Origin of the sequence: Citrobacter sp. Cpo065 (assembly GCF_030332805.1) — a bacterium.
Classification (GTDB): domain Bacteria; phylum Pseudomonadota; class Gammaproteobacteria; order Enterobacterales; family Enterobacteriaceae; genus Citrobacter; species Citrobacter portucalensis.
The window spans coordinates 118,032-139,782 of sequence record NZ_JAOWHC010000035.1; the positions used below are offsets into that span (position 1 = coordinate 118,032).

At 55.0% G+C, this 21,751-nt stretch carries 24 protein-coding genes; 19 read left to right on the plus strand and 5 right to left on the minus strand.

Annotation, left to right across the window (positions count from 1 at the left end; genetic code table 11):
- Positions 1 to 8: 8 nt before the first annotated feature.
- Genes eutH through eutR form a run of 7 tightly spaced genes read left to right on the plus strand, consistent with a single transcriptional unit; the run spans position 9 to position 7,243 of the window.
- On the plus strand, positions 9 to 1,241 hold the full coding sequence (eutH, locus tag OGY68_RS21085; RefSeq protein WP_003835043.1) for an ethanolamine utilization protein EutH: 1,233 nt from the start codon (positions 9 to 11) through the stop codon (positions 1,239 to 1,241).
- Positions 1,238 to 2,641, plus strand: a complete 1,404-nt coding sequence (gene eutA, locus OGY68_RS21090; protein ID WP_286617491.1) for an ethanolamine ammonia-lyase reactivating factor EutA — start codon at positions 1,238 to 1,240, stop codon at positions 2,639 to 2,641. The genes eutH and eutA overlap by 4 nt, the downstream gene beginning before the upstream one ends.
- Before the next feature lie 11 nt (positions 2,642 to 2,652).
- Positions 2,653 to 4,014: an ethanolamine ammonia-lyase subunit alpha gene (eutB, locus tag OGY68_RS21095; RefSeq protein ID WP_003038029.1), complete on the plus strand. Its 1,362-nt coding sequence runs from the start codon at positions 2,653 to 2,655 to the stop codon at positions 4,012 to 4,014.
- A 20-nt stretch (positions 4,015 to 4,034) separates the two neighbouring features.
- Complete coding sequence (gene eutC / locus OGY68_RS21100; protein ID WP_008785418.1) at positions 4,035 to 4,931, plus strand: ethanolamine ammonia-lyase subunit EutC; 897 nt, start codon at positions 4,035 to 4,037, stop codon at positions 4,929 to 4,931.
- A gap of 9 nt (positions 4,932 to 4,940) precedes the next feature.
- Positions 4,941 to 5,600 (plus strand): ethanolamine utilization microcompartment protein EutL, encoded by a 660-nt coding sequence (gene eutL, locus OGY68_RS21105; protein ID WP_003838537.1) that lies wholly within the window; start codon positions 4,941 to 4,943, stop codon positions 5,598 to 5,600.
- Positions 5,601 to 5,611: 11 nt separating this feature from the next.
- Entirely contained in the window at positions 5,612 to 6,142 is a 531-nt protein-coding gene (eutK, locus tag OGY68_RS21110) for an ethanolamine utilization microcompartment protein EutK (protein WP_003835033.1), read from the plus strand.
- Positions 6,143 to 6,190: 48 nt separating this feature from the next.
- Positions 6,191 to 7,243, plus strand: a complete 1,053-nt coding sequence (gene eutR, locus OGY68_RS21115; protein WP_008785417.1) for an HTH-type transcriptional regulator EutR — start codon at positions 6,191 to 6,193, stop codon at positions 7,241 to 7,243.
- A gap of 95 nt (positions 7,244 to 7,338) precedes the next feature.
- On the opposite strand, the gene hemF is transcribed toward eutR, so the two are convergent.
- Both hemF and amiA read right to left on the minus strand, forming a co-directional pair.
- Positions 7,339 to 8,238, minus strand: coding sequence for an oxygen-dependent coproporphyrinogen oxidase (gene hemF / locus OGY68_RS21120; RefSeq protein ID WP_057066925.1), 900 nt, complete (start codon positions 8,236 to 8,238; stop codon positions 7,339 to 7,341).
- A 2-nt stretch (positions 8,239 to 8,240) separates the two neighbouring features.
- A complete protein-coding gene (gene amiA / locus OGY68_RS21125) occupies positions 8,241 to 9,110 on the minus strand; it encodes an N-acetylmuramoyl-L-alanine amidase AmiA (RefSeq protein WP_003038046.1) in 870 nt (289 codons plus the stop codon).
- A 212-nt stretch (positions 9,111 to 9,322) separates the two neighbouring features.
- Here amiA and OGY68_RS21130 point away from each other — a divergent pair, with 212 nt between their 5' ends.
- The 10 genes from OGY68_RS21130 to cysM all read left to right on the plus strand — a co-directional run bounded on the left by OGY68_RS21130 (position 9,323) and on the right by cysM (position 17,777).
- Entirely contained in the window at positions 9,323 to 9,748 is a 426-nt protein-coding gene (locus OGY68_RS21130) for a GNAT family acetyltransferase (protein ID WP_003038048.1), read from the plus strand.
- Entirely contained in the window at positions 9,735 to 10,184 is a 450-nt protein-coding gene (locus tag OGY68_RS21135; RefSeq protein WP_008785415.1) for a DUF2919 domain-containing protein, read from the plus strand. Before OGY68_RS21130 ends, OGY68_RS21135 begins: the two co-directional genes overlap by 14 nt.
- Before the next feature lie 59 nt (positions 10,185 to 10,243).
- Entirely contained in the window at positions 10,244 to 10,819 is a 576-nt protein-coding gene (locus tag OGY68_RS21140) for an RpoE-regulated lipoprotein (protein ID WP_032944164.1), read from the plus strand.
- A 93-nt stretch (positions 10,820 to 10,912) separates the two neighbouring features.
- On the plus strand, positions 10,913 to 11,812 hold the full coding sequence (yfeX, locus tag OGY68_RS21145) for a porphyrinogen peroxidase (RefSeq protein WP_003835022.1): 900 nt from the start codon (positions 10,913 to 10,915) through the stop codon (positions 11,810 to 11,812).
- 172 nt (positions 11,813 to 11,984) lie between these two features.
- A complete protein-coding gene (gene ucpA / locus OGY68_RS21150; protein ID WP_003835020.1) occupies positions 11,985 to 12,776 on the plus strand; it encodes an SDR family oxidoreductase UcpA in 792 nt (263 codons plus the stop codon).
- A 157-nt stretch (positions 12,777 to 12,933) separates the two neighbouring features.
- The gene (gene cysP / locus OGY68_RS21155) at positions 12,934 to 13,950 is read left to right on the plus strand and encodes a thiosulfate/sulfate ABC transporter substrate-binding protein CysP (RefSeq protein WP_003835019.1); all 1,017 of its coding nucleotides are present in this window, start codon (positions 12,934 to 12,936) and stop codon (positions 13,948 to 13,950) included.
- The gene (gene cysT / locus OGY68_RS21160; RefSeq protein ID WP_003038061.1) at positions 13,951 to 14,784 is read left to right on the plus strand and encodes a sulfate/thiosulfate ABC transporter permease CysT; all 834 of its coding nucleotides are present in this window, start codon (positions 13,951 to 13,953) and stop codon (positions 14,782 to 14,784) included.
- Positions 14,784 to 15,659: a sulfate/thiosulfate ABC transporter permease CysW gene (cysW, locus tag OGY68_RS21165; protein ID WP_003038064.1), complete on the plus strand. Its 876-nt coding sequence runs from the start codon at positions 14,784 to 14,786 to the stop codon at positions 15,657 to 15,659. The genes cysT and cysW overlap by 1 nt, the downstream gene beginning before the upstream one ends.
- Complete coding sequence (gene cysA, locus OGY68_RS21170; RefSeq protein ID WP_032944161.1) at positions 15,649 to 16,746, plus strand: sulfate/thiosulfate ABC transporter ATP-binding protein CysA; 1,098 nt, start codon at positions 15,649 to 15,651, stop codon at positions 16,744 to 16,746. Before cysW ends, cysA begins: the two co-directional genes overlap by 11 nt.
- A 119-nt stretch (positions 16,747 to 16,865) precedes the next feature.
- On the plus strand, positions 16,866 to 17,777 hold the full coding sequence (gene cysM / locus OGY68_RS21175; RefSeq protein ID WP_032944159.1) for a cysteine synthase CysM: 912 nt from the start codon (positions 16,866 to 16,868) through the stop codon (positions 17,775 to 17,777).
- A 90-nt stretch (positions 17,778 to 17,867) separates the two neighbouring features.
- Here cysM and OGY68_RS21180 read toward each other — a convergent pair whose 3' ends face one another.
- Positions 17,868 to 18,584: a type 1 glutamine amidotransferase gene (locus OGY68_RS21180; protein ID WP_032944157.1), complete on the minus strand. Its 717-nt coding sequence runs from the start codon at positions 18,582 to 18,584 to the stop codon at positions 17,868 to 17,870.
- A 13-nt stretch (positions 18,585 to 18,597) separates the two neighbouring features.
- Complete coding sequence (ptsJ, locus tag OGY68_RS21185) at positions 18,598 to 19,890, minus strand: MocR-like B6 salvage transcription factor PtsJ (RefSeq protein ID WP_079935160.1); 1,293 nt, start codon at positions 19,888 to 19,890, stop codon at positions 18,598 to 18,600.
- An 82-nt stretch (positions 19,891 to 19,972) separates the two neighbouring features.
- Between ptsJ and pdxK the strand changes: the two genes are divergently transcribed.
- Together pdxK and OGY68_RS21195 are read left to right on the plus strand one after the other, a co-directional pair.
- Complete coding sequence (pdxK, locus tag OGY68_RS21190; RefSeq protein WP_057066918.1) at positions 19,973 to 20,839, plus strand: pyridoxine/pyridoxal/pyridoxamine kinase; 867 nt, start codon at positions 19,973 to 19,975, stop codon at positions 20,837 to 20,839.
- Positions 20,836 to 21,075, plus strand: coding sequence for a hypothetical protein (locus OGY68_RS21195; RefSeq protein WP_008785406.1), 240 nt, complete (start codon positions 20,836 to 20,838; stop codon positions 21,073 to 21,075). The genes pdxK and OGY68_RS21195 overlap by 4 nt, the downstream gene beginning before the upstream one ends.
- A gap of 148 nt (positions 21,076 to 21,223) precedes the next feature.
- Here the strand turns inward: OGY68_RS21195 and crr are convergent, their stop codons facing one another.
- Positions 21,224 to 21,733, minus strand: coding sequence for a PTS glucose transporter subunit IIA (gene crr / locus OGY68_RS21200; RefSeq protein ID WP_000522253.1), 510 nt, complete (start codon positions 21,731 to 21,733; stop codon positions 21,224 to 21,226).
- Positions 21,734 to 21,751: the final 18 nt, after the last annotated feature.

Sequence of the window (21,751 nt, forward strand, 5' to 3'; positions counted from 1 at the left end):
TAGGGGCTATGGGAATTAACGAAATCATCATGTACATCATGATGTTCTTTATGCTGATTGCCGCCGTGGACAGGATCCTGTCGCAGTTCGGCGGTTCGGCACGCTTCCTCGGTAAGTTCGGTAAGAGTATTGAGGGATCGGGCGGCCAGTTTGAAGAAGGTTTTATGGCGATGGGCGCGCTGGGTCTGGCGATGGTTGGTATGACCGCGCTGGCACCGGTTCTGGCGCATGTGCTCGGGCCAGTGATTATTCCGCTGTATGAAATGCTGGGCGCGAACCCGTCGATGTTTGCCGGAACGCTGCTGGCGTGCGATATGGGCGGCTTCTTCCTGGCGAAAGAACTGGCGGGCGGCGACGTTGCGGCGTGGCTGTACTCTGGCCTGATCCTCGGGGCGATGATGGGGCCGACGCTGGTCTTCTCCATTCCGGTTGCGCTGGGGATTATTGAACCGTCTGACCGTCGTTATCTGGCGCTGGGCGTGCTGGCGGGTATTGTCACCATTCCGATTGGTTGTATTGCGGGCGGTTTGATTGCGATGTACTCCGGCGTCGAAATCAACGGACAGCCGGTGGAGTTCACCTTCGCGCTGATCCTGATGAATATGATCCCGGTGCTGATCGTGGCTGTGCTGGTGGCGCTGGGACTGAAATTCATCCCGGAAAAAATGATCAACGGCTTCCAGATCTTCGCGAAATTCCTGGTGGCGCTGATCACCATCGGCCTGGCAGCAGCGGTGGTCAAATTCCTGCTCGGCTGGGAGCTGATCCCAGGTCTTGATCCTATCTTCATGGCTCCGGGCGACAAGCCGGGTGAAGTGATGCGCGCCATCGAAGTTATCGGTTCTATTTCCTGCGTACTGCTCGGTGCGTACCCAATGGTACTGCTGCTGACCCGCTGGTTTGAAAAACCGCTGATGAGCGTCGGTAACCTGTTAAAAATCAATAATATTGCGGCTGCCGGTATGGTTGCGACGCTGGCGAACAACATCCCAATGTTCGGCATGATGAAGAATATGGATACCCGCGGCAAAGTGATCAACTGCGCCTTCGCGGTCTCCGCGGCCTTTGCACTGGGTGACCACTTAGGCTTCGCCGCTGCCAACATGAACGCGATGATCTTCCCGATGATTGTCGGCAAGTTGATTGGCGGCGTGACGGCGATTGGTGTGGCTATGCTGTTGGTACCGAAAGATGAAGATGTGCCAGCAGAAGTAGAAACCAACCCGGAGGCGCAATCGTGAATACTCGCCAGCTACTGAGCGTCGGTATCGATATCGGCACCACTACCACTCAGGTGATTTTCTCGCGCCTTGAGTTAGTCAACCGTGCGGCAGTGTCGCAGGTGCCGCGCTACGAATTCATCAAACGCGAAATTAGCTGGCAAAGCCCGGTGTTCTTTACCCCCGTTGATAAGCAGGGCGGGTTGAAAGAGGCCGAACTTAAGGCGCTGATCCTCGCCCAGTATCAGGCGGCGGGTATTGCACCTGAGACTGTCGATTCCGGCGCGATCATCATCACCGGAGAAAGTGCCAAAACCCGTAATGCGCGTCCGGCGGTGATGGCGCTCTCTCAGTCGCTGGGGGATTTTGTGGTGGCCAGCGCCGGACCGCATCTGGAATCGGTGATTGCCGGTCACGGTGCGGGGGCACAAACCCTGTCCGAGCAGAAGTTGTGCCGCGTACTGAATATCGACATCGGTGGCGGTACGTCGAACTACGTTCTGTTTGATGCTGGAAAGGTCAGCGGTTCGGCTTGCCTCAACGTCGGCGGGCGACTGCTGGAAACGGACGGCCAGGGGCGAGTAGTACATGCGCATCAGCCGGGGCAGATGATTGTTGATGACGTATTTGGTCCGGGCACCGACGTCCGAACCCTCAATGCGGCGCAGCTTGTTCAGGTAGCACGACGGATGGCGGCGCTGATTGTGGAGGTGATTGACGGCACGTTATCACCGCTGGCGCAGGCGCTGATGCAAACCGGCCTGTTACCGGCGGGCGTGAAACCGGAAGTGATTATGTTGTCCGGCGGGGTGGGCGAGTGCTACCGCAACCAACCAGCCGATCCGTTCTGTTTTTCCGACATTGGCCCGCTGTTAGCGACTGCGCTGCATGAACATCCGCGCCTGCGTGAGATGAACGTGCAGTTCCCGGCGCAAACCGTGCGCGCCACGGTGATTGGCGCCGGTGCGCATACGCTGTCGCTTTCGGGCAGCACCATCTGGCTGGAAGGTGTGGCGCTTCCGCTGCGCAATCTGCCGGTGGCGATTCCGGTTGATGAGGCTGATTTGGTGGCCGCCTGGCAACAGGCGCTAATGCAGCTCGATCTGGACCCGCAAACGGACGCCTACGTGCTGGCGCTGCCCGGTTCGCTGCCGGTGCGCTACGCCGCGCTGTTAACGGTGATTGATGCGCTGCTGGCCTTTGTCGCGCGCTATCCGAATCCGCATCCCCTGCTGGTGGTAGCCGAGCAGGATTTTGGTAAGGCCCTGGGCATGCTGTTACGCCCACAGTTACAGCAACACCCGCTGGCAGTCATCGATGAGGTGGTTGTCCGGGCGGGGGACTATATCGACATTGGTACGCCTCTTTTTGGCGGATCGGTTGTGCCGGTGACGGTGAAATCACTCGCATTTCCTTCCTGAGGGAACGACTTATGAAACTAAAGACCACATTGTTCGGCAATGTTTATCAGTTTAAGGATGTTAAAGAGGTGCTGGCAAAAGCCAACGAACTGCGTTCGGGGGATGTGCTGGCAGGAGTGGCCGCAACCAGTTCGCAGGAGCGCGTGGCGGCCAAGCAGGTACTGTCGGAAATGACGGTGGCGGATATCCGCAATAACCCGGTGATTTCCTATGAAGAGGACTGTGTTACTCGTCTGATTCAGGATGACGTCAACGAGACGGCCTATAACCGTATCAAAAACTGGAGTATCAGCGAGCTGCGCGAGTACGTGCTGAGCGATGAAACCTCCGTTGATGACATTGCGTTTACGCGCAAAGGGTTAACGTCGGAAGTGGTCGCTGCGGTAGCAAAAATCTGCTCTAACGCGGACCTGATCTACGGCGGTAAGAAAATGCCGGTGATCAAAAAGGCCAATACCACCATCGGTCTGCCGGGCACCTTCAGCTGCCGTTTGCAGCCGAACGACACCCGTGATGACGTGCAGAGTATTGCCGCACAAATCTACGAAGGGCTGTCCTTCGGGGCGGGCGATGCGGTGATCGGCGTAAACCCGGTAACGGATGACGTGGAAAACTTAAGCCGCGTACTGGATACCGTGTACGGCGTTATCGACAAATTCAACATCCCGACCCAGGGCTGCGTACTGGCACACGTGACTACCCAGATCGAAGCGATTCGTCGCGGCGCGCCGGGCGGGCTGATTTTCCAGAGTATCTGCGGTAGCGAAAAAGGCTTAAAAGAGTTTGGCGTTGAGTTGGCCATGCTGGATGAAGCGCGCGCAGTGGGCGCTGAGTTCAACCGTATCGCCGGGGAAAACTGCCTGTACTTCGAAACCGGGCAAGGGTCTGCGCTCTCCGCGGGGGCCAACTTCGGCGCCGATCAGGTGACGATGGAAGCGCGTAACTACGGGCTGGCACGCCACTATGATCCGTTCCTGGTGAACACCGTGGTGGGCTTTATCGGGCCGGAGTATCTCTACAACGACCGTCAGATTATTCGCGCGGGTCTGGAAGATCACTTTATGGGCAAGCTGAGCGGCATCTCAATGGGCTGCGACTGCTGCTACACCAACCATGCTGATGCTGACCAGAACCTTAACGAAAACCTGATGATTCTGCTCGCCACCGCTGGCTGCAACTACATCATGGGCATGCCGCTCGGTGACGACATCATGCTCAACTATCAGACCACCGCCTTCCATGACACCGCGACCGTGCGTCAGCTGCTGAACCTGCGTCCGTCGCCGGAGTTTGAACGCTGGCTGGAAACCATGGGCATTATGGCAAACGGTCGCCTGACCAAACGGGCGGGCGATCCGTCACTGTTCTTCTGATGACGCGGGGATGACACACGATGGATCAAAAACAGATTGAAGAAATTGTACGCAGCGTAATGGCGTCAATGGGTGAGTCTCAACCGCAGGCTCAAGAACCGTCAGCGCCAGCAAAATGCAGCACCACGCAGTGCGCCGCGCCGACCGGTGAAAGCTGCGCGATGGACTTAGGCTCAGCCGAAGCCAAAGCATGGATTGGCGTTGAGAATCCGCACCGTGCAGAGGTGTTGACTGAACTTCGCCGTAGCACCGCTGCGCGTGTATGTACCGGTCGTGCCGGTCCTCGTCCGCGTACCCAGGCGCTGCTGCGTTTCCTGGCTGACCACTCGCGTTCGAAAGATACGGTATTGAAAGAAGTGCCGGAAGAGTGGGTAAAAGCCCAGGGGCTGCTGGAAGTGCGCTCGGAAATCAGCGACAAAAACCTGTATCTGACGCGTCCGGATATGGGGCGTCGTCTGAGTGCGGAAGCCATTGAAGCACTGAAATCACAGTGTGTAATGAATCCGGATGTGCAGGTGATTATTTCTGATGGCCTGTCTACCGACGCGATTACCGCTAACTATGAAGAGATCCTGCCGCCGCTGTTGTCGGGCTTAAAACAGGCCGGATTGAAGGTCGGGACGCCGTTCTTTGTTCGCTATGGGCGCGTGAAAATCGAAGATCAGATCGGCGAACTGCTGGGTGCAAAAGCGGTGATCCTGCTGGTTGGTGAACGTCCGGGCCTCGGCCAGTCGGAAAGTCTTTCTTGCTATGCCGTCTATTCGCCGCGTGTGGCGACCACCGTTGAGGCTGATCGTACCTGTATCTCGAACATTCACCAGGGCGGTACGCCACCGGTTGAAGCGGCGGCGGTGATTGTGGATTTGGCCAAGCGCATGCTGGAGCAAAAAGCATCCGGCATCAATATGACCCGTTAAGGAGGCATCATGCCAGCATTAGATTTAATTAGACCTTCAGTCACCGCAATGCGTGTGATTGCCTCGGTAAATGACGGTTTTGCCCGCGAACTTAAATTACCGCCACATATACGTAGTCTCGGACTCATCACAGCAGATTCTGATGACGTGGCGTATATTGCCGCAGATGAAGCGACAAAACAGGCAATGGTCGAAGTGGTTTATGGCCGCTCGCTGTATGCCGGTGCGGCGCACAGTCCCTCTCCAACATCGGGCGAAGTGCTGATTATGCTCGGTGGACCAAACCCGGCCGAAGTTCGCGCGGGTCTGGACGCGATGGTGGCCAATATTGAAAGCGGGGCGGCATTCCAGTGGGCGAATGACGCAGAAGATACCGCCTTCCTGGCGCATGTGGTTTCGCGTACCGGTTCGTATCTCTCCGCAACCGCGGGATGCCGACTGGGCGATCCGATGGCGTATCTGGTAGCACCACCGCTGGAAGCGACATTTGGTATTGATGCCGCGCTGAAATCTGCCGATGTACAACTGGTGACCTATGTACCACCGCCGTCAGAAACCAACTATTCAGCCGCGTTTTTGACCGGTAGCCAGGCCGCTTGTAAAGCCGCATGCAACGCCTTTGCCGATGCCGTTCTGGATATTGCCCGTAATCCAATCCAGCGCGCGTAAGAGAGGTAGTGATGATCAATGCACTGGGATTACTGGAAGTGGATGGCATGGTGGCTGCCGTGGACGCGGCCGATGCCATGCTGAAAGCCGCGAACGTGCGTCTGCTTAGCCACGAAGTGCTCGATCCTGGTCGACTGACGCTGGTGGTGGAAGGCGATCTGGCGGCATGCCGCGCAGCGCTGGATGCTGGCAGTGCAGCCGCAGCGCGTACGGGCCGTGTTATCAGCCGTAAGGAAATAGGCCGGCCGGACGATGACACCCAGTGGCTGATCGGCGGTTTTAAACGCCAGCCGAAGAAACCTGAACAGAAGCCAGAAGCGAAAACAGAAGTGAAACCAGAGAAGACACAGGACGCCCCAGTGACGTCTGAATCCTCTGCCCAACTTCTGACGCTGTTAGCATCGGTCCGTCAAGGAATGACGGCAGGGGAAGTGGCGGCCCACTTTGGCTGGTCACTTGATGAAGCCAGAAATGCGCTGGAACAGCTCTTTTCTGATGGAGCGTTGCGTAAACGCAGTAGTCGCTACCGCTTAAAAAATTAACCTGTCGGAGGGCCGGGGGCTTCGTTGAAGCTTCCGGCTTAAAAGATCATGAAAAAGAACCGTTCTGCAAACTTGCACCATCTTTATCATGAAGTATTACCCGAAGACGTTAAACTGACGCCGAAAGTGGAAGTGGACAACGTTCACCAACGGCGAACAACGGATGTGTATGAGCACGCGCTGACGATTACCGCCTGGCAGCAGATCTACGACCAGCTGCATCCGGGAAAATTTCATGGCGAGTTCACGGAAATCCTGCTCGATGATATTCAGGTGTTCCGTGAATACACCGGACTGGCGCTGCGTCAGTCGTGCCTTGTCTGGCCAAACTCATTTTGGTTTGGCATTCCGGCCACGCGCGGCGAGCAGGGATTTATTGGTACCCAGTGTTTGGGTAGCGCTGAAATTGCCACCCGCCCAGGCGGGACGGAGTTTGAACTGAGTACCCCGGATGATTACACCATTTTGGGTGTCGTCATTTCGGAAGAGGCCATTGCTCGTCAGGCCAACTTCCTGCATAACCCGGAAAGGGTGCTACATATGCTGCGCAATCAGTCGGCGCTGGAAGTTAAAGAACAACACAAAGCCGCGCTATGGGGCTTTGTGCAGCAGGCGCTGGCGACGTTTAGTGAGAATCCTGAAAACCTTCACCAACCCGCGGTGCGTAAAGTGTTGGGGGATAACCTGCTGCTGGCGATGGGCACCATGCTTGAAGAAGCGCAGCCGATTATGACTGCGGAGAGCATCAGCCATCAGAGCTATCGTCGCTTGCTGTCACGTGCGCGCGAATATGTGCTGGAAAATATGTCAGAGCCGCTGACCGTGCTCGACTTATGCAATCAGCTGCACGTTAGCCGCCGGACGTTGCAAAACGCCTTTCACGCGATCCTCGGTATTGGCCCGAATGCCTGGTTGAAACGTATTCGCCTGAACGCCGTTCGCCGTGAGTTGATAAGCCCATGGTCGCAGAGTGCGACGGTGAAAGACGCCGCCATGCAGTGGGGATTCTGGCATTTAGGGCAGTTTGCCACCGACTACCAGCAGCTGTTTGCGGAGAAACCGTCGTTGACGCTGCATCAGCGTATGCGCCAGTGGGCATGATGAGATTATTGTGCCGGATGCGACGCTAACGCGTCTTATCCGGCCTACGGGTTTGCCGTTGTTGTAGGCCTGATAAGCGTAGCGCCATCAGGCAATTACACCCAGTCGCGGACCTGAATAAACTCGCTAAGGGCAGCTTCCGGGCTGTTCGCTTCTGGCTGCCAGTCATACTCCCAGCGTACCAGCGGCGGCATCGACATCAGAATCGATTCCGTGCGCCCGCCGGTTTGCAAACCGAACAACGTGCCGCGATCCCACACCAGATTAAATTCCACATAGCGCCCACGACGATACAGCTGGAAATTACGCTCGCGCTCGCCCCAGCTCATCATTTTGCGGCGTTCGACGATGGGCAGATACGCCTCGGTGTATCCTTGACCTACCGCCTGCATAAAAGCGAAGCAGTGGTCGAAATCAGGGGTATTCAAATCATCGAAAAACAGCCCGCCAATTCCGCGTTGCTCGTTGCGGTGCTTGAGGAAGAAGTAGTCATCGCACCACTTCTTGTAACGTGGATAAACGTCATCGCCAAACGGCTGGCACAGGTCCCGCGCCGTGCGATGCCAGTGAACCGCATCCTCATCAAAGCCGTAGTAGGGCGTTAAGTCAAAGCCACCGCCAAACCACCACACGGGATCGGCCCCCGGTTTTTCCGCGATAAAAAACCGTACGTTGGCATGACTGGTTGGAATGTAGGGATTCTGCGGGTGCACCACCAACGAGACGCCCATGGCTTCAAAACTGCGCCCGGCAAGCTCCGGGCGATGCGCGGTAGCCGAGGCCGGCATTGCATCGCCGTGGATGTGGGAGAAGTTGACGCCTGCTTGCTCGAAAATACCGCCGTTACGCAACACCCGACTGCGCCCGCCGCCGCCCGCTTCGCGTTGCCAGTTATCCTCAACAAATTCGCTGCCGTCTACGGTGGATAACTGCTGACAAATTTCATCCTGCAGGCTGAGCAGGAACTGTTTTACGCGCTGTGCATCGGGCTTCATGGTTAACGTTTCTTCGAGTGTGCTTTCTGGTTATCAAACCAGTGGAAATAGCTGATGATGCCATTGGCGATAGCGGTGGCGATTTTCTGACGAAACGCCGCCGTACCCAGCAATCGTTCTTCTTCCGGGTTGGTGATGAACGAGGTTTCGACCAGGACCGACGGAATCGAAGGTGATTTTAGCACCACGAAGGCGGCCTGTTCCGTACTGCGACTGTGCAGACGGTGTACCGGCTTGATCTTCTTAAGAATATGCGAGCCTAACGTCAGGCTGTTTTTTATGGTGTCAGTTTGCACCAGATCGAACAGCACCTGCTGCAACAAATGATCTTTGTCAGTGGCCTTCTTTCCGGCGACTTCATCGGCCCGGTTTTCACGATCGGACAGATATTTCGCCATGGCGCTACTGGCGCCGCGATTGGATAAGGCAAAGACCGAAGCACCCGCAGCGCTCGGATTGGTAAAACCGTCGGCGTGGATCGACATGAACAGATCGGCACCATGTTTGTGGGCGATCTCGACGCGATCGTAGAGCGGAATAAACGTATCGCCGGAGCGGGTCAGGCGTGCATCAATCCCCTGGTTACGTAGGATCGAGCGCACATTTTTGGCAATCGCCAGTACCACGTGCTTTTCTTTCGACCCGTTGCGACCAATTGCGCCGGTATCAATCCCTCCGTGCCCCGGATCAAGGACAACAACGCGCTTAGCACCGGATTTTTTCGCTTTCGGTTTGCTGTGTCCATTGCTGGTCTTTAGCGCTTCTTCTTTAGCGATGGCTTGTGACATGCCTGACAGCGTCAGGGCGGCCAGCCCGGCTTTCAGCACCTGGCGGCGCGATGTGAGTGTTTTTAGTGGTTTAAAAGTGCTCATACGGCCTGAGTTGTAAAAAAAAGGTTCTAAACGTTATATCGTATCGCGTAGTCCGTTGCGACGGATCGAGATAAGAATTGTTTTACTTTTCATTTCAATACGTGACAATTCCGTATTATGCCATTTTTTCCGCCGCTTCGCGTCAGATATTGGCTAAATCAGCCGTTCGCGCCATAATCGCTTTTTAACGTCCTGAAAAGGTACCCAATACCATGGAAATACGCGTTTTTCGCCAGGAAGATTTCGAAGAGGTGATCACCCTCTGGGAGCGTTGTGATTTGCTGCGTCCATGGAACGACCCTGAAATGGACATCGAACGTAAAGTCAATCATGACGTCAGCTTGTTCCTCGTTGCTGAAGTGAACGGCGAGGTGGTCGGTACGGTGATGGGCGGATACGACGGGCATCGCGGTTCCGCCTATTACCTGGGCGTGCATCCTGAGTTTCGCGGTCGCGGCATCGCCAATGCGCTGCTCAACCGGCTGGAGAAAAAGCTCATTGCCCGCGGTTGTCCGAAGATTCAAATCATGGTGCGTGACGATAACGACGTCGTACAGGGCATGTATGAACGTTTGGGCTATGAACATGCGGATGTACTCAATCTGGGCAAGCGTTTGATCGAAGATGAAGAGTACTGAGTTTCATCCGGCCGACTATGACGGTCATGGGCGTCTGCGCCTGCCTTTTCTCTTCTGGTGCGTACTGCTGTTGCAGGCACGCACCTGGGTTTTGTTTGTGATTGCCGGTTCTTCCCGTGAGCAGGGCAACACCTTGCTGAATCTGTTTTATCCCGATCATGACGCATTCTGGCTTGGGTTGCTTCCCGGCGTTCCCGCCGTGTTGGCGTTTTTACTCAGTGGGCGACGCTTTGCGTTTCCGGTGCTCTGGCGCTGGCTGCGCGGATTATTGATTCTCGCTCAACTGGTGCTGCTGTGCTGGCAGCCGGTGATGTGGCTGGCAGGCGATCCTCTCAATGGCGTCGGGCTGGCGCTGTTGGTGGCGGATATTGTCGCGCTGATCTGGCTGTTAACCAATCAACGTCTGCGCGCCTGTTTTTCCCTTGAGAAAGAATAACGGCACTTTTTGGGGAAACCGGACTCCAAGCAACGTTGATAAATAAGGAAGGAAGTGAAATGAAATCACTGCGTTTGACTTTATGCGCGATGCCGCTGCTACTGGCCGGGTGTTCAACGTTGTCCTCGGTGAACTGGTCTGCCGCCAATCCGTGGAACTGGTTTGGTTCTTCAACGCAGGTCACAGAGCAGGGCGTAGGAGCGTTAACGGGCGCTACGCCGCTGGATGAAAAAGCCATTGCTGATGCGCTGGACGGTGATTACCGCCTGCGTAGCGGAATGAAGACCGATAACGGTAATGTGGTGCGCTTCTATGAAGCGATGAAAGACGACAAGCTGGCGATAGTCATCAACGGCAGCCAGGGAACCATCAGTCGTATTGATGTATTAGATCACGATATTTCGTCAGCCGCGGGTGTCGAAATAGGTACACCGTTTAGCGACCTTTACACTAAAGCTTATGGTAATTGCCAAAAAGCAACCGGCGATGACAGCGCGGGCGTTGAGTGTAAAGCTGAGGGAAGTCAACATATTAGCTATATTTTTTCCGGTGAATGGAGCGGACCTGAGGATATAATGCCGTCTGACGACACGCTGAAAGCGTGGAAAGTAAGCAAAATTATCTGGCGGCGTTAATTTGCGTCTGAACAAATCGGCTTGTTAAAAAAACAGGTAGAATAGCGCCCATCAATGCCACGATGTCGTGGCATCTTTTTTTCAGGAGGAACAATGTCTCAGGTTCAGAGTGGCATTTTGCCAGAACATTGCCGTGCGGCGATTTGGATTGAAGCCAATGTTAAAGGCGACGTTGATGCCCTGCGTGCGGCCAGCAAAACCTTCGCCGATAAGCTGGCGACCTTTGAAGCTAAGTTCCCGGATGCGCATCTGGGCGCGGTTGTCGCTTTTGGCAACAACACCTGGCGTGCATTGAGTGGCGGCGTCGGTGCTGAAGAGTTAAAAGACTTTATCCCTTACGGTAAAGGTCTGGCACCAGCAACCCAATATGACGTGTTGATCCATATTCTCTCTTTGCGTCATGACGTGAATTTCTCCGTTGCGCAGGCGGCAATGGAAGCATTTGGCGACTGTATTGAAGTTAAAGAAGAAATCCACGGTTTCCGTTGGGTCGAAGAGCGCGATCTCAGCGGCTTTGTTGACGGTACGGAAAACCCGGCAGGCGAAGAAACGCGCCGTGAAGTTGCTGTTATCAAAGATGGCGTGGATGCCGGTGGCAGCTATGTGTTTGTGCAGCGTTGGGAACATAACCTGAAGCAGCTTAATCGCATGAGCATCCATGACCAGGAAATGATGATTGGTCGCACCAAGGAAGCCAACGAAGAGATCGACGGTGATGACCGTCCGGTCACCTCTCACCTGAGCCGTGTTGACCTAAAAGAAGACGGTAAAGGGCTGAAAATTGTGCGCCAGAGCCTGCCATACGGTACTGCCAGCGGCACGCATGGTCTCTATTTCTGCGCCTACTGCGCTCGTCTGCACAACATTGAACAACAATTGCTGAGCATGTTTGGTGACACCGACGGTAAGCGTGATGCGATGCTGCGCTTCACCAAACCGGTAACCGGCGGTTATTACTTTGCACCGTCGCTGGACCGTTTAATGGCGCTGTAATGGTGAGCTGAGCCTGTTATCGGCCACGAAATAGACATCCCCGCATCGTCGGGGATTTTTTTTACCTGAGATTAACCTGATTTAGTGAGCTATTCCTCAGCACTAATTTGTTATTGCTGTATCTTCTGCGTGAATGAAGCGAAGGCTTCATATTCAAAAGGAGAATATTGAAATGGGAAAACTCACGGGCAAAACAGCATTGATTACGGGCGCATCTCAGGGTATTGGCGAGGGTATCGCCAGAACGTTTGCCCGCCATGGTGCGAACTTAATCCTGCTGGATATCTCCGATGAGATTGAAAAACTGGCGGATGAGTTGGCTGGGCGTGGGCACCGTTGCACAGCCGTTCACGCTGACGTCAGAGATTTTGCGTCGGTCAAGGAAGCGGTGACGCGCGCGAAGCAGATTGAAGGCAAAATCGATATTCTGGTGAACAATGCCGGCGTATGCCGCCTCGGCAACTTCCTTGATATGAGCGATGAAGATCGCGATTTCCACATTGATATCAACATTAAAGGCGTCTGGAACGTGACGAAAGCCGTTCTGCCGGAGATGATTGCGCGCAAAGACGGGCGCATCGTGATGATGTCATCGGTGACCGGCGATATGGTTGCTGACCCGGGCGAAACGGCCTACGCGCTGTCGAAAGCCGCGATCATCGGTTTGACCAAATCCCTGGCGGTAGAATATGCGCAGTCCGGCATTCGCGTGAACGCCATTTGCCCTGGCTACGTACGTACGCCGATGGCGGAAAGCATTGCGCGTCAGTCTAACCCGGAAGATCCTGAATCCGTTTTAGTCGAAATGGCGAAAGCGATCCCGATGCGTCGTCTGGCCTGCCCGCTTGAGGTCGGTGAACTGGCGGCGTTCCTGGCATCGGATGAGTCCAGTTATTTAACTGGCACGCAAAACGTGATTGATGGCGGCAGCACTTTGCCTGAAAGCGTAAGCGTCGGCGTCTGATTGATGCCGGTCTCCTCCCCATGTGCTGGGGAGGAGGTACCCCTTATTCTCTTTTCAACTTTCAAATCATCAAACGGTATATAAAACCGTTACTCCTTTAGCACTGGTTATAAATATGATGACCATAAGAAAGTCATTTAATTTATAAGGGTGCGCAATGGCCGTTAACTTACTGAAAAAAAGAACACTGACGCTGGCAGCCATGCTGTTGCTGGTGGGGCAGGCGCAGGCAACGGAACTGCTGAACAGTTCATACGATGTTTCCCGCGAGCTATTTGCCGCCCTTAATCCGCCGTTTGAACAGCAATGGGCGAAGGATAACGGCGGTGACAAACTGACGATTAAACAATCTCATGCCGGGTCATCAAAACAGGCGTTGGCGATTTTGCAGGGGCTGAAAGCTGACGTCGTGACCTATAACCAGGTGACCGACGTGCAGATCCTGCATGACAAAGGCAAGCTGATCCCTGCCGACTGGCAAAGCCGCCTGCCGAATAACAGTTCGCCATTCTATTCCACCATGGCGTTTTTGGTGCGTAAGGGCAACCCGAAGAATATCCACGAATGGAACGATCTGGTTCGCCCGGACGTGAAGCTGATTTTCCCGAACCCGAAAACCTCCGGTAACGCACGCTATACCTATCTGGCAGCGTGGGGCGCGGCAGATAAAGCGGACGGTGGGGATAAAGCCAAAACCGAACAGTTCATGACCCAGTTTCTGAAAAACGTGGAAGTATTTGATACCGGCGGTCGTGGTGCAACTACCACCTTCGTGGAGCGCGGTCTGGGCGACGTACTGATTACCTTTGAATCGGAAGTGAACAATATCCGTAAACAGTATGAAGACCAGGGCTTCGAAGTGGTGGTGCCGAAGGTCAACATTCTGGCGGAGTTCCCGGTGGCCTGGGTAGATAAAAATGTGCAGGCCAACGGTACTGAAAAAGCGGCGAAAGCGTACCTGAACTGGCTGTACAGCCCGCAGGCGCAAACCATCATTACCGATTTCTACTATCGCGTGAATAACCCACAGGTAATGGACAAGCTGAAAGATAAATTCCCGCAGACCGAATTGTTCCGTGTGGAAGATAAGTTTGGCTCGTGGCCTGAAGTGATGAAAACGCACTTTGTCAGCGGCGGTGAGTTGGACAAACTGCTGGCGGCGGGGCGTAAGTAAATGTTTGCTGTTTCTTCCCGACGTGTGCTGCCCGGCTTCACTTTGAGCCTGGGCACCAGCTTACTGTTTGTCTGCCTGATATTGCTGCTGCCGCTGAGCGCGCTGGTGATGCAACTGGCGCAAATGAGCTGGGCGCAATACTGGGATGTGATTACCAATCCGCAGGTGGTGGCGGCTTATAAAGTGACGCTGCTGTCAGCGTTTGTTGCGTCGATTTTTAACGGCGTGTTCGGTTTGCTGATGGCGTGGATCTTAACACGCTATCGCTTTCCGGGCCGTACGCTGCTGGATGCGCTGATGGACCTGCCGTTCGCACTGCCTACGGCGGTGGCAGGTCTGACGCTGGCGTCACTGTTTTCGGTTAATGGCTTCTACGGCGAGTGGCTGGCGAAGCTGGATATCAAGGTGACCTACACCTGGCTCGGTATCGCGGTAGCGATGGCCTTTACCAGCATTCCGTTTGTGGTGCGTACCGTGCAACCGGTACTGGAAGAGTTAGGCCCGGAATATGAAGAAGCAGCTGAAACGCTCGGTGCTACGCGCTGGCAAAGTTTCCGTAAAGTAGTGCTGCCGGAGCTGTCTCCTGCGCTGGTGGCGGGCGTTGCGCTGTCGTTTACCCGCAGCCTCGGTGAGTTTGGCGCGGTTATTTTTATCGCCGGAAACATCGCATGGAAGACGGAAGTGACCTCGCTGATGATTTTTGTTCGCTTGCAGGAGTTTGACTACCCGGCCGCCAGCGCGATTGCTTCTGTGATCCTCGGGGCTTCGTTGTTGCTGCTGTTTTCAATTAACACTCTGCAAAGTCGCTTTGGTCGACGTGTGGTAGGTCACTGATGGCAGACATTACCCAATTGAAACGCTATGGCGCACCCCGCATCAACTGGGGGAAATGGTTTCTGATCGGCACGGGCATGCTGGTCTCCGCGTTTATTTTGCTGGTGCCGATGATTTACATCTTCGTGCAGGCGTTCAGCAAGGGATTAATGCCGGTATTACAGAACCTGGCGGATCCGGACATGCTGCATGCTATCTGGCTGACGGTGCTGATTGCGCTAATTGCGGTGCCGGTGAACCTGGTGTTTGGTGTGTTGCTGGCCTGGCTGGTGACCCGTTTTAACTTCCCCGGACGCCAACTACTACTAACGTTACTGGATATTCCATTTGCTGTCTCGCCGGTAGTCGCCGGTCTGGTCTATCTGCTGTTTTACGGCTCTAACGGCCCGCTTGGTGGGTGGCTGGATGAGCATAACCTGCAAATTATGTTTGCCTGGCCGGGGATGGTGCTGGTGACAGTGTTCGTGACCTGTCCGTTTGTGGTGCGTGAGCTGGTGCCGGTGATGTTAAGCCAGGGCAGCAATGAAGATGAAGCGGCTGTGTTGCTGGGTGCATCCGGCTGGCAGATGTTCCGCCGCGTTACGCTGCCGAATATCCGTTGGGCATTGCTGTACGGTGTGGTGTTGACCAACGCCCGTGCGATTGGTGAGTTTGGCGCGGTGTCAGTGGTTTCCGGCTCGATTCGCGGCGAAACCCTATCGCTGCCGCTACAGATTGAATTACTGGAGCAGGACTACAACACGGTCGGCTCCTTTACCGCCGCGGCGCTATTAACGCTGATGGCGATTATTACCCTGTTTTTGAAGAGCATGTTGCAATGGCGTCTGGAGAACCAGGAAAAACGCGCGCAGCAGGAGGAAAATCATGAGCATTGAGATTGCCAATATTAAGAAGTCTTTTGGTCGCACCCAGGTGCTGAACGATATCTCGCTGGATATTCCTTCAGGTCAGATGGTCGCGCTGCTGGGGCCATCCGGCTCGGGCAAAACCACGCTGCTGCGCATTATTGCCGGGCTGGAGCATCAGTCCAGCGGGCATATCCGTTTTCACGGTACCGACGTCAGCCGATTGCACGCCCGCGACCGTAAGGTGGGGTTCGTGTTCCAGCACTATGCGCTGTTTCGTCATATGACCGTTTTCGACAATATCGCGTTTGGTCTGACGGTGCTGCCACGGCGTGAGCGCCCGAATGCGGCGGCCATCAAAGCAAAAGTGACCAAACTGCTGGAAATGGTTCAACTGGCTCATCTGGCGGACCGTTTCCCGGCACAGCTCTCCGGCGGGCAAAAACAGCGCGTGGCGTTGGCGCGTGCGCTGGCGGTAGAACCGCAGATCCTGCTGCTCGACGAACCGTTTGGCGCGCTTGATGCGCAGGTGCGCAAAGAGCTGCGTCGCTGGCTGCGTCAGCTGCATGAAGAGCTGAAATTTACCAGCGTGTTTGTTACCCACGACCAGGAAGAAGCAACGGAAGTCGCAGACCGCGTAGTGGTGATGAGTCAGGGTCATATCGAACAGGCTGATGCGCCGGATCAGGTATGGCGCGAACCGGCTACTCGTTTCGTCCTGGAATTTATGGGTGAGGTTAACCGCCTGCAGGGGACGATTCGTGGCGGCCAATTCCATGTGGGCGCACACCGCTGGCCGCTGGGTTATACGCCTGGCTATCAGGGACCGGTGGATCTGTTCCTGCGCCCGTGGGAAGTGGACGTGAGCCGTCGTACCAGCCTGGATTCGCCGTTGCCGGTACAAGTGCTGGAAGCCAGCCCGAAAGGACACTACACCCAATTAGTTGTGCAACCCCTGGGGTGGTATAACGAACCGTTGACGGTAGTCATGCAGGGCGATGATTCCCCTGTCCGCGGCGAACGTTTGTTTGTCGGGCTGCAAAATGCGCGCCTGTATAACGGCGACCAGCGTATTGAAACGCGGGAAGAGGAACTTGCCCTGGCGCAAAGCGCCTGATAGGTTAATTCGTATAGTTATCATCCGGTGGCGCTGCGCTTACCGGGCTTACCAGGTGCAGCATGACCTGTAGGCCGGGTAAGTACAGCGCCACCCGGCATTTTTATTGAGCTGAAAACGTGAACACATTAGAACAAACAATTGGCAATACGCCTCTGGTTAAATTACAACGTCTGGCGCCGGATAACGGTAGTGAAATTTGGGTCAAGCTGGAAGGCAATAATCCCGCAGGTTCGGTGAAAGACCGCGCCGCGTTGTCGATGATCGTCGAAGCGGAAAAACGCGGAGAAATTAAGCCAGGCGACGTGCTGATTGAGGCGACCAGCGGTAATACCGGAATTGCGCTGGCAATGATCGCCGCGCTGAAGGGCTATCGCATGAAGCTGCTGATGCCAGACAACATGAGCCAGGAGCGCCGTGCGGCGATGCGCGCCTATGGTGCCGAGCTGATTCTGGTCACCAAAGAGCAGGGGATGGAAGGCGCGCGCGATTTAGCCCTTGAGATGGCGCAGCGTGGAGAAGGCAAGCTGCTGGATCAGTTCAATAATCCTGATAACCCGTACGCGCACTACACCACCACCGGACCCGAAATCTGGCAGCAGACATCAGGCCGTATCACGCATTTCGTTTCCAGTATGGGAACGACAGGCACGATTACCGGCGTGTCGCGTTTTCTGCGCGAGCAGGAAAAACCGGTCACCATCGTCGGTCTGCAGCCGGAAGAGGGCAGCAGCATTCCAGGCATTCGCCGCTGGCCAGTAGAATATATGCCGGGTATTTTTAACGCTTCGCTGGTGGATGAGGTGCTGGATATTCATCAGAACGATGCGGAAAATACCATGCGTGAACTGGCCGTGCGCGAAGGGATTTTTTGCGGTGTCAGTTCTGGCGGCGCGGTAGCGGGCGCGTTACGCGTGGCGCGCGCGACACCGGGGGCAGTGGTGGTAGCGATCATCTGCGATCGCGGCGATCGCTACCTTTCGACCGGCGTTTTTGGTGAGGAGCATTTCAACCAGGGCGCAGGGATTTAATTTGTCGGCCTGATAAGCGTAGCGCTATCAGGCAAAGGTACGACACTATGCCGGATGATGACGCAAAGCGTCTTATCCGGCCTGCCATAATCAATCGTTACGTTTTTCCACAAGCTTATCAAGGAATTGCCACAGCTTCTCATTCATCTGCTGATAATCCCATGCTCGCATCTCTTCAACGGAACGGATGAAGCACTTGCCTTTAGCTTCCGCCAGTTCTTGTTCGGAGTGTTGAATAAGCCCTTCTATAGCATCAGCCGTAAACTCCATATGGCACTGAAAACCATAAACAAAATTACCGTATTGCACGATTTGTCGTGGGCAGCCCTCGCTAGCAGCAAGAATGGTCGCCTGGTCGGTTAATCCTGGCATGTCGTTGTGCCAGTGACCGACGGTAAGCGGTGAGCCGAAATGGCTGAACAGCGGGTGCTGTTGACCGGCTTCGGTCAGAACGATGGGGTAGTGACCAATCTCTTTTTCCGGACTCTGGCACACCTTCGCACCCAGCGCTTCGCCGATTAACTGTGAACCCAGGCAGATCCCCACCACAATTTTACGTGCCGCAATCGCCTGGTTGATCAGATGCTGCTCGGCCTGAGAATCAAAGTACGGGCACTCTGCCAGCGTGGTTCGTGGTGACTGCGGACCGCCAAACACCACCAACATATCGAAATCATCGGCGTTCGCAGGAACCGCTTCTCCGGCATAAACGCGCGACCAACTGACGCTATAGCCGCGTGATTCGGCCCACGGCAGATACGCGCCAGCAGATTCGAAAGACTCATGAATAACAAAATGAACTCGCACTTTTTCTCTCCTGTTAGCGTTTTAGCGCCTGATGAATATCAGCCGCCAGCTTATCAATGTCGCTGTCAGTTAAGGTTGACAGCGTAATACGCAGGCCGTGGGCAGGCGTGTTGACGCCAAACACTTCGCCTTCCCGCACCAGCCAGCCGGACTTTGCCAGCGCAAAAGCGATCGCCTGGCTGTTATCTTCCAGCGGTAGCCACATATTCAGACCGTCACCAACGGGCAACTCAATGCCATGTCGCCGCAGTGCTGCCGCCAACGTTTGCTGCTGGGCGGCGTAAAACTGCTGAGTTTGCGCCAGCGTGTGTTGATAAGTCTCGTCACTCAGGCAGGCGCAGGCCAAATCCTGCAGCAGGTGGCTGACCCACTGACTGCCGGAGTTGAGCCGTAAACGTAGCTTCCCTGAAGTGAGCGGATCGCTGGCCACAATGGCCAGGCGTAAATCCGGACCTAACGTTTTTGACATCGAACGGACAATGGCCCAGTGCGTGGTTTCCTTCGCAATCACCGGATACCAGTGGCAAGCAGATAGCAGCGCAAAGTGGTCGTCGACGATCACCAGCGTCTGCGGATAGCGAGCCAGGATTTCCTGCAATTGCGCCGCGCGTGAAGCGCTCAGGCTGCATCCTGTCGGGTTATGCGCGCGCGGTGTCAGAATCACTGCCCGCGCACCTTTCTGTAGCGCGAGTTCCAGTTGGTCCGGCAGCATGCCTTCGTGGTCAACATTGGCCGGACTGGCGGAGAAACCAGCATAACGCAGCATGTTGATGCTGCTCAAAAAGCATGGATCTTCTACGACAACGCTATCTCCAGGCAGTAAATGGGCGCACAGTAGCCGTTCGATAGCATCAATGGCGCCGCTGGTGATATCAATTTCCCCTTTGCCAGGCATTGCATTTTGCATCCATTGTGATGCCCATACCTTAAGCCCTGGTGATACAGCGGCATCGCCGTACAACCGCGGATTCTTATTTATCTTCGCGAAATAACTACTCAGGTCAGGAAGACGCGAGGGCGCTGGATTACCGCCGGAAAGATCGATAAGCGGGGTATCCGGATTACCACCTTCCAGCGCAACGGGGGCAGTAATCCCCTTAATCACCGTGCCGTTGCGTCCCAGGCTCTGCGCCAACCCGGAGGTGACCAGGCGTTTGTAAGCCGCCGCGACAGTATTGCGGTTCACGTTTAATGCCGTTGCCAGTTCCCGCACTGGCGGCAACGTTTCGCCTGCTGCCAGCGTGCCTGTAGTGACATGTTGACGGATACTGTCAAAAATTTCGTTAGCGGTTTTTCCGTCGATCATTATTGACCTATGACAAAATGAATTTTAGCATATGACGATGATAGTGAGGCGTAGGCCCGCTGTCCAGCGAGAGGAGAAATTTATGGAGCAGGAGAGTGATATCCAGTCAGTGCTCTTTGACGACACGAATCGGGCGTTACAGACCGATATCGTCGCCGTCCAGTCACAGGTGGTGTATGGCAGCGTAGGTAACAGCATCGCCGTCCCGGCCATTAAAGCGCAGGGGTTACGCGTGACGGCAGTACCCACGGTGCTGTTCAGTAATACCCCGCATTATGAAACCTTTTACGGCGGCGTTATTCCGTCTGACTGGTTTAGCGGCTATCTCCGCGCCTTAAGCGAGCGTGATGCCTTGCGTGAGCTAAAGGCGGTGACTACAGGTTACATGGGCAGCGCGGAGCAAATCGCCTTGCTGGCACAGTGGCTGGAAACCGTTCGGGCCACGCATCCGGACCTATGCATTTTGGTCGACCCCGTGATTGGCGATACGGATAGCGGCATGTATGTGAAAGCCGAAATCCCGGAGGCTTATCGTCAGCACCTGCTGCCGCTGGCGCAGGGGCTGACGCCGAACGTGTTCGAGCTGCAAATGCTAAGCGGAAAGCCGTGTCGTACGCTTGATGAAGCCATTACGGCGGCACAATCACTGCTCACTGACACCCTGAAATGGGTGGTAATAACCAGCGCGCCGGGGGATACCGAAGAGATTATTAACGTTGCGGTGGTGACGGCTGAAACGGTTGAGGTGTTAGCCCATCCGCGAGTGAAAACGGATCTGAAGGGGACTGGCGATCTGTTTTGTGCAGAGCTGGTGAGCGGCCTTGTACTGGGGAAAGCGCTGACGACCGCGACGCACGACGCCGCGCAGCGGGTACTGGACGTGATGACGTGGACGCACCTGTGCGGTTGTGATGAATTAATTCTGCCACCGGCAGGGGAGGCGCGATGAAGAGTTACCGGCTGGTAGTTCGCCAGAATGGGCGTATGGTTGGACATTTTGACACCAACGGGGCAGCAGCGCTGGAAGATATCTGTGTAGCGCGGGCCATGTTTGGTATTGCGGGTGGCTACGACTGTGAATTGTTAGTGGCAGACTCGGAGCGACGGATGCTGGAAAGCGGGCCGGAAGGGATGAAGATTCTGATGCGCGAGGCGTGTTACCGACCGGTCACCTCACAGATTTAATGGCGGATGGCGACGAGAACGTCTTATCCGGCCTACGTTACGGAGTTTGCTGTAGGCCGGATAAGCGTAGCGCCATCCGGCAGGGTTTTGATATCCATCAGATAAAAAAAATGGCGCCTGATGGCGCCATCTTTCTCTGCAAAAAGAATTACTTCTTGATGCGGATAACCGGAGTCTCACCCACTGTCACGCTACCGGACAGTTTGATCAGCTCTTTGATTTCGTCCATGTTGGAGATAACAACCGGAGTCAGGGTAGACTTGGCTTTTTCTTCCAGCAGCGGCAGATCGAATTCAATAACCGGGTCGCCCACTTTCACGCGCTGACCTTCTTCAGCGATGCGTTTGAAGCCTTCGCCTTTCAGTTCAACGGTATCAATACCGAAGTGAACAAACAGCTCAATGCCGCTGTCGGATTCGATAGAGAAAGCGTGGTTGGTTTCAAAGATTTTGCCGATGGTGCCATCAACAGGGGCAACCATTTTGTTACCGGTTGGTTTGATAGCAATGCCATCACCAACGATTTTTTCAGCAAAAACTACATCCGGCACGTCTTCGATGTTGACGATCTCGCCAGAGAGCGGAGCAACGATCTCAATAGTTCCGGTGTCTTTCTTATCATCAGAAACCAGAGATTTCAGTTTATCGAACAAACCCATGATCTTCTCCTAAGCAGT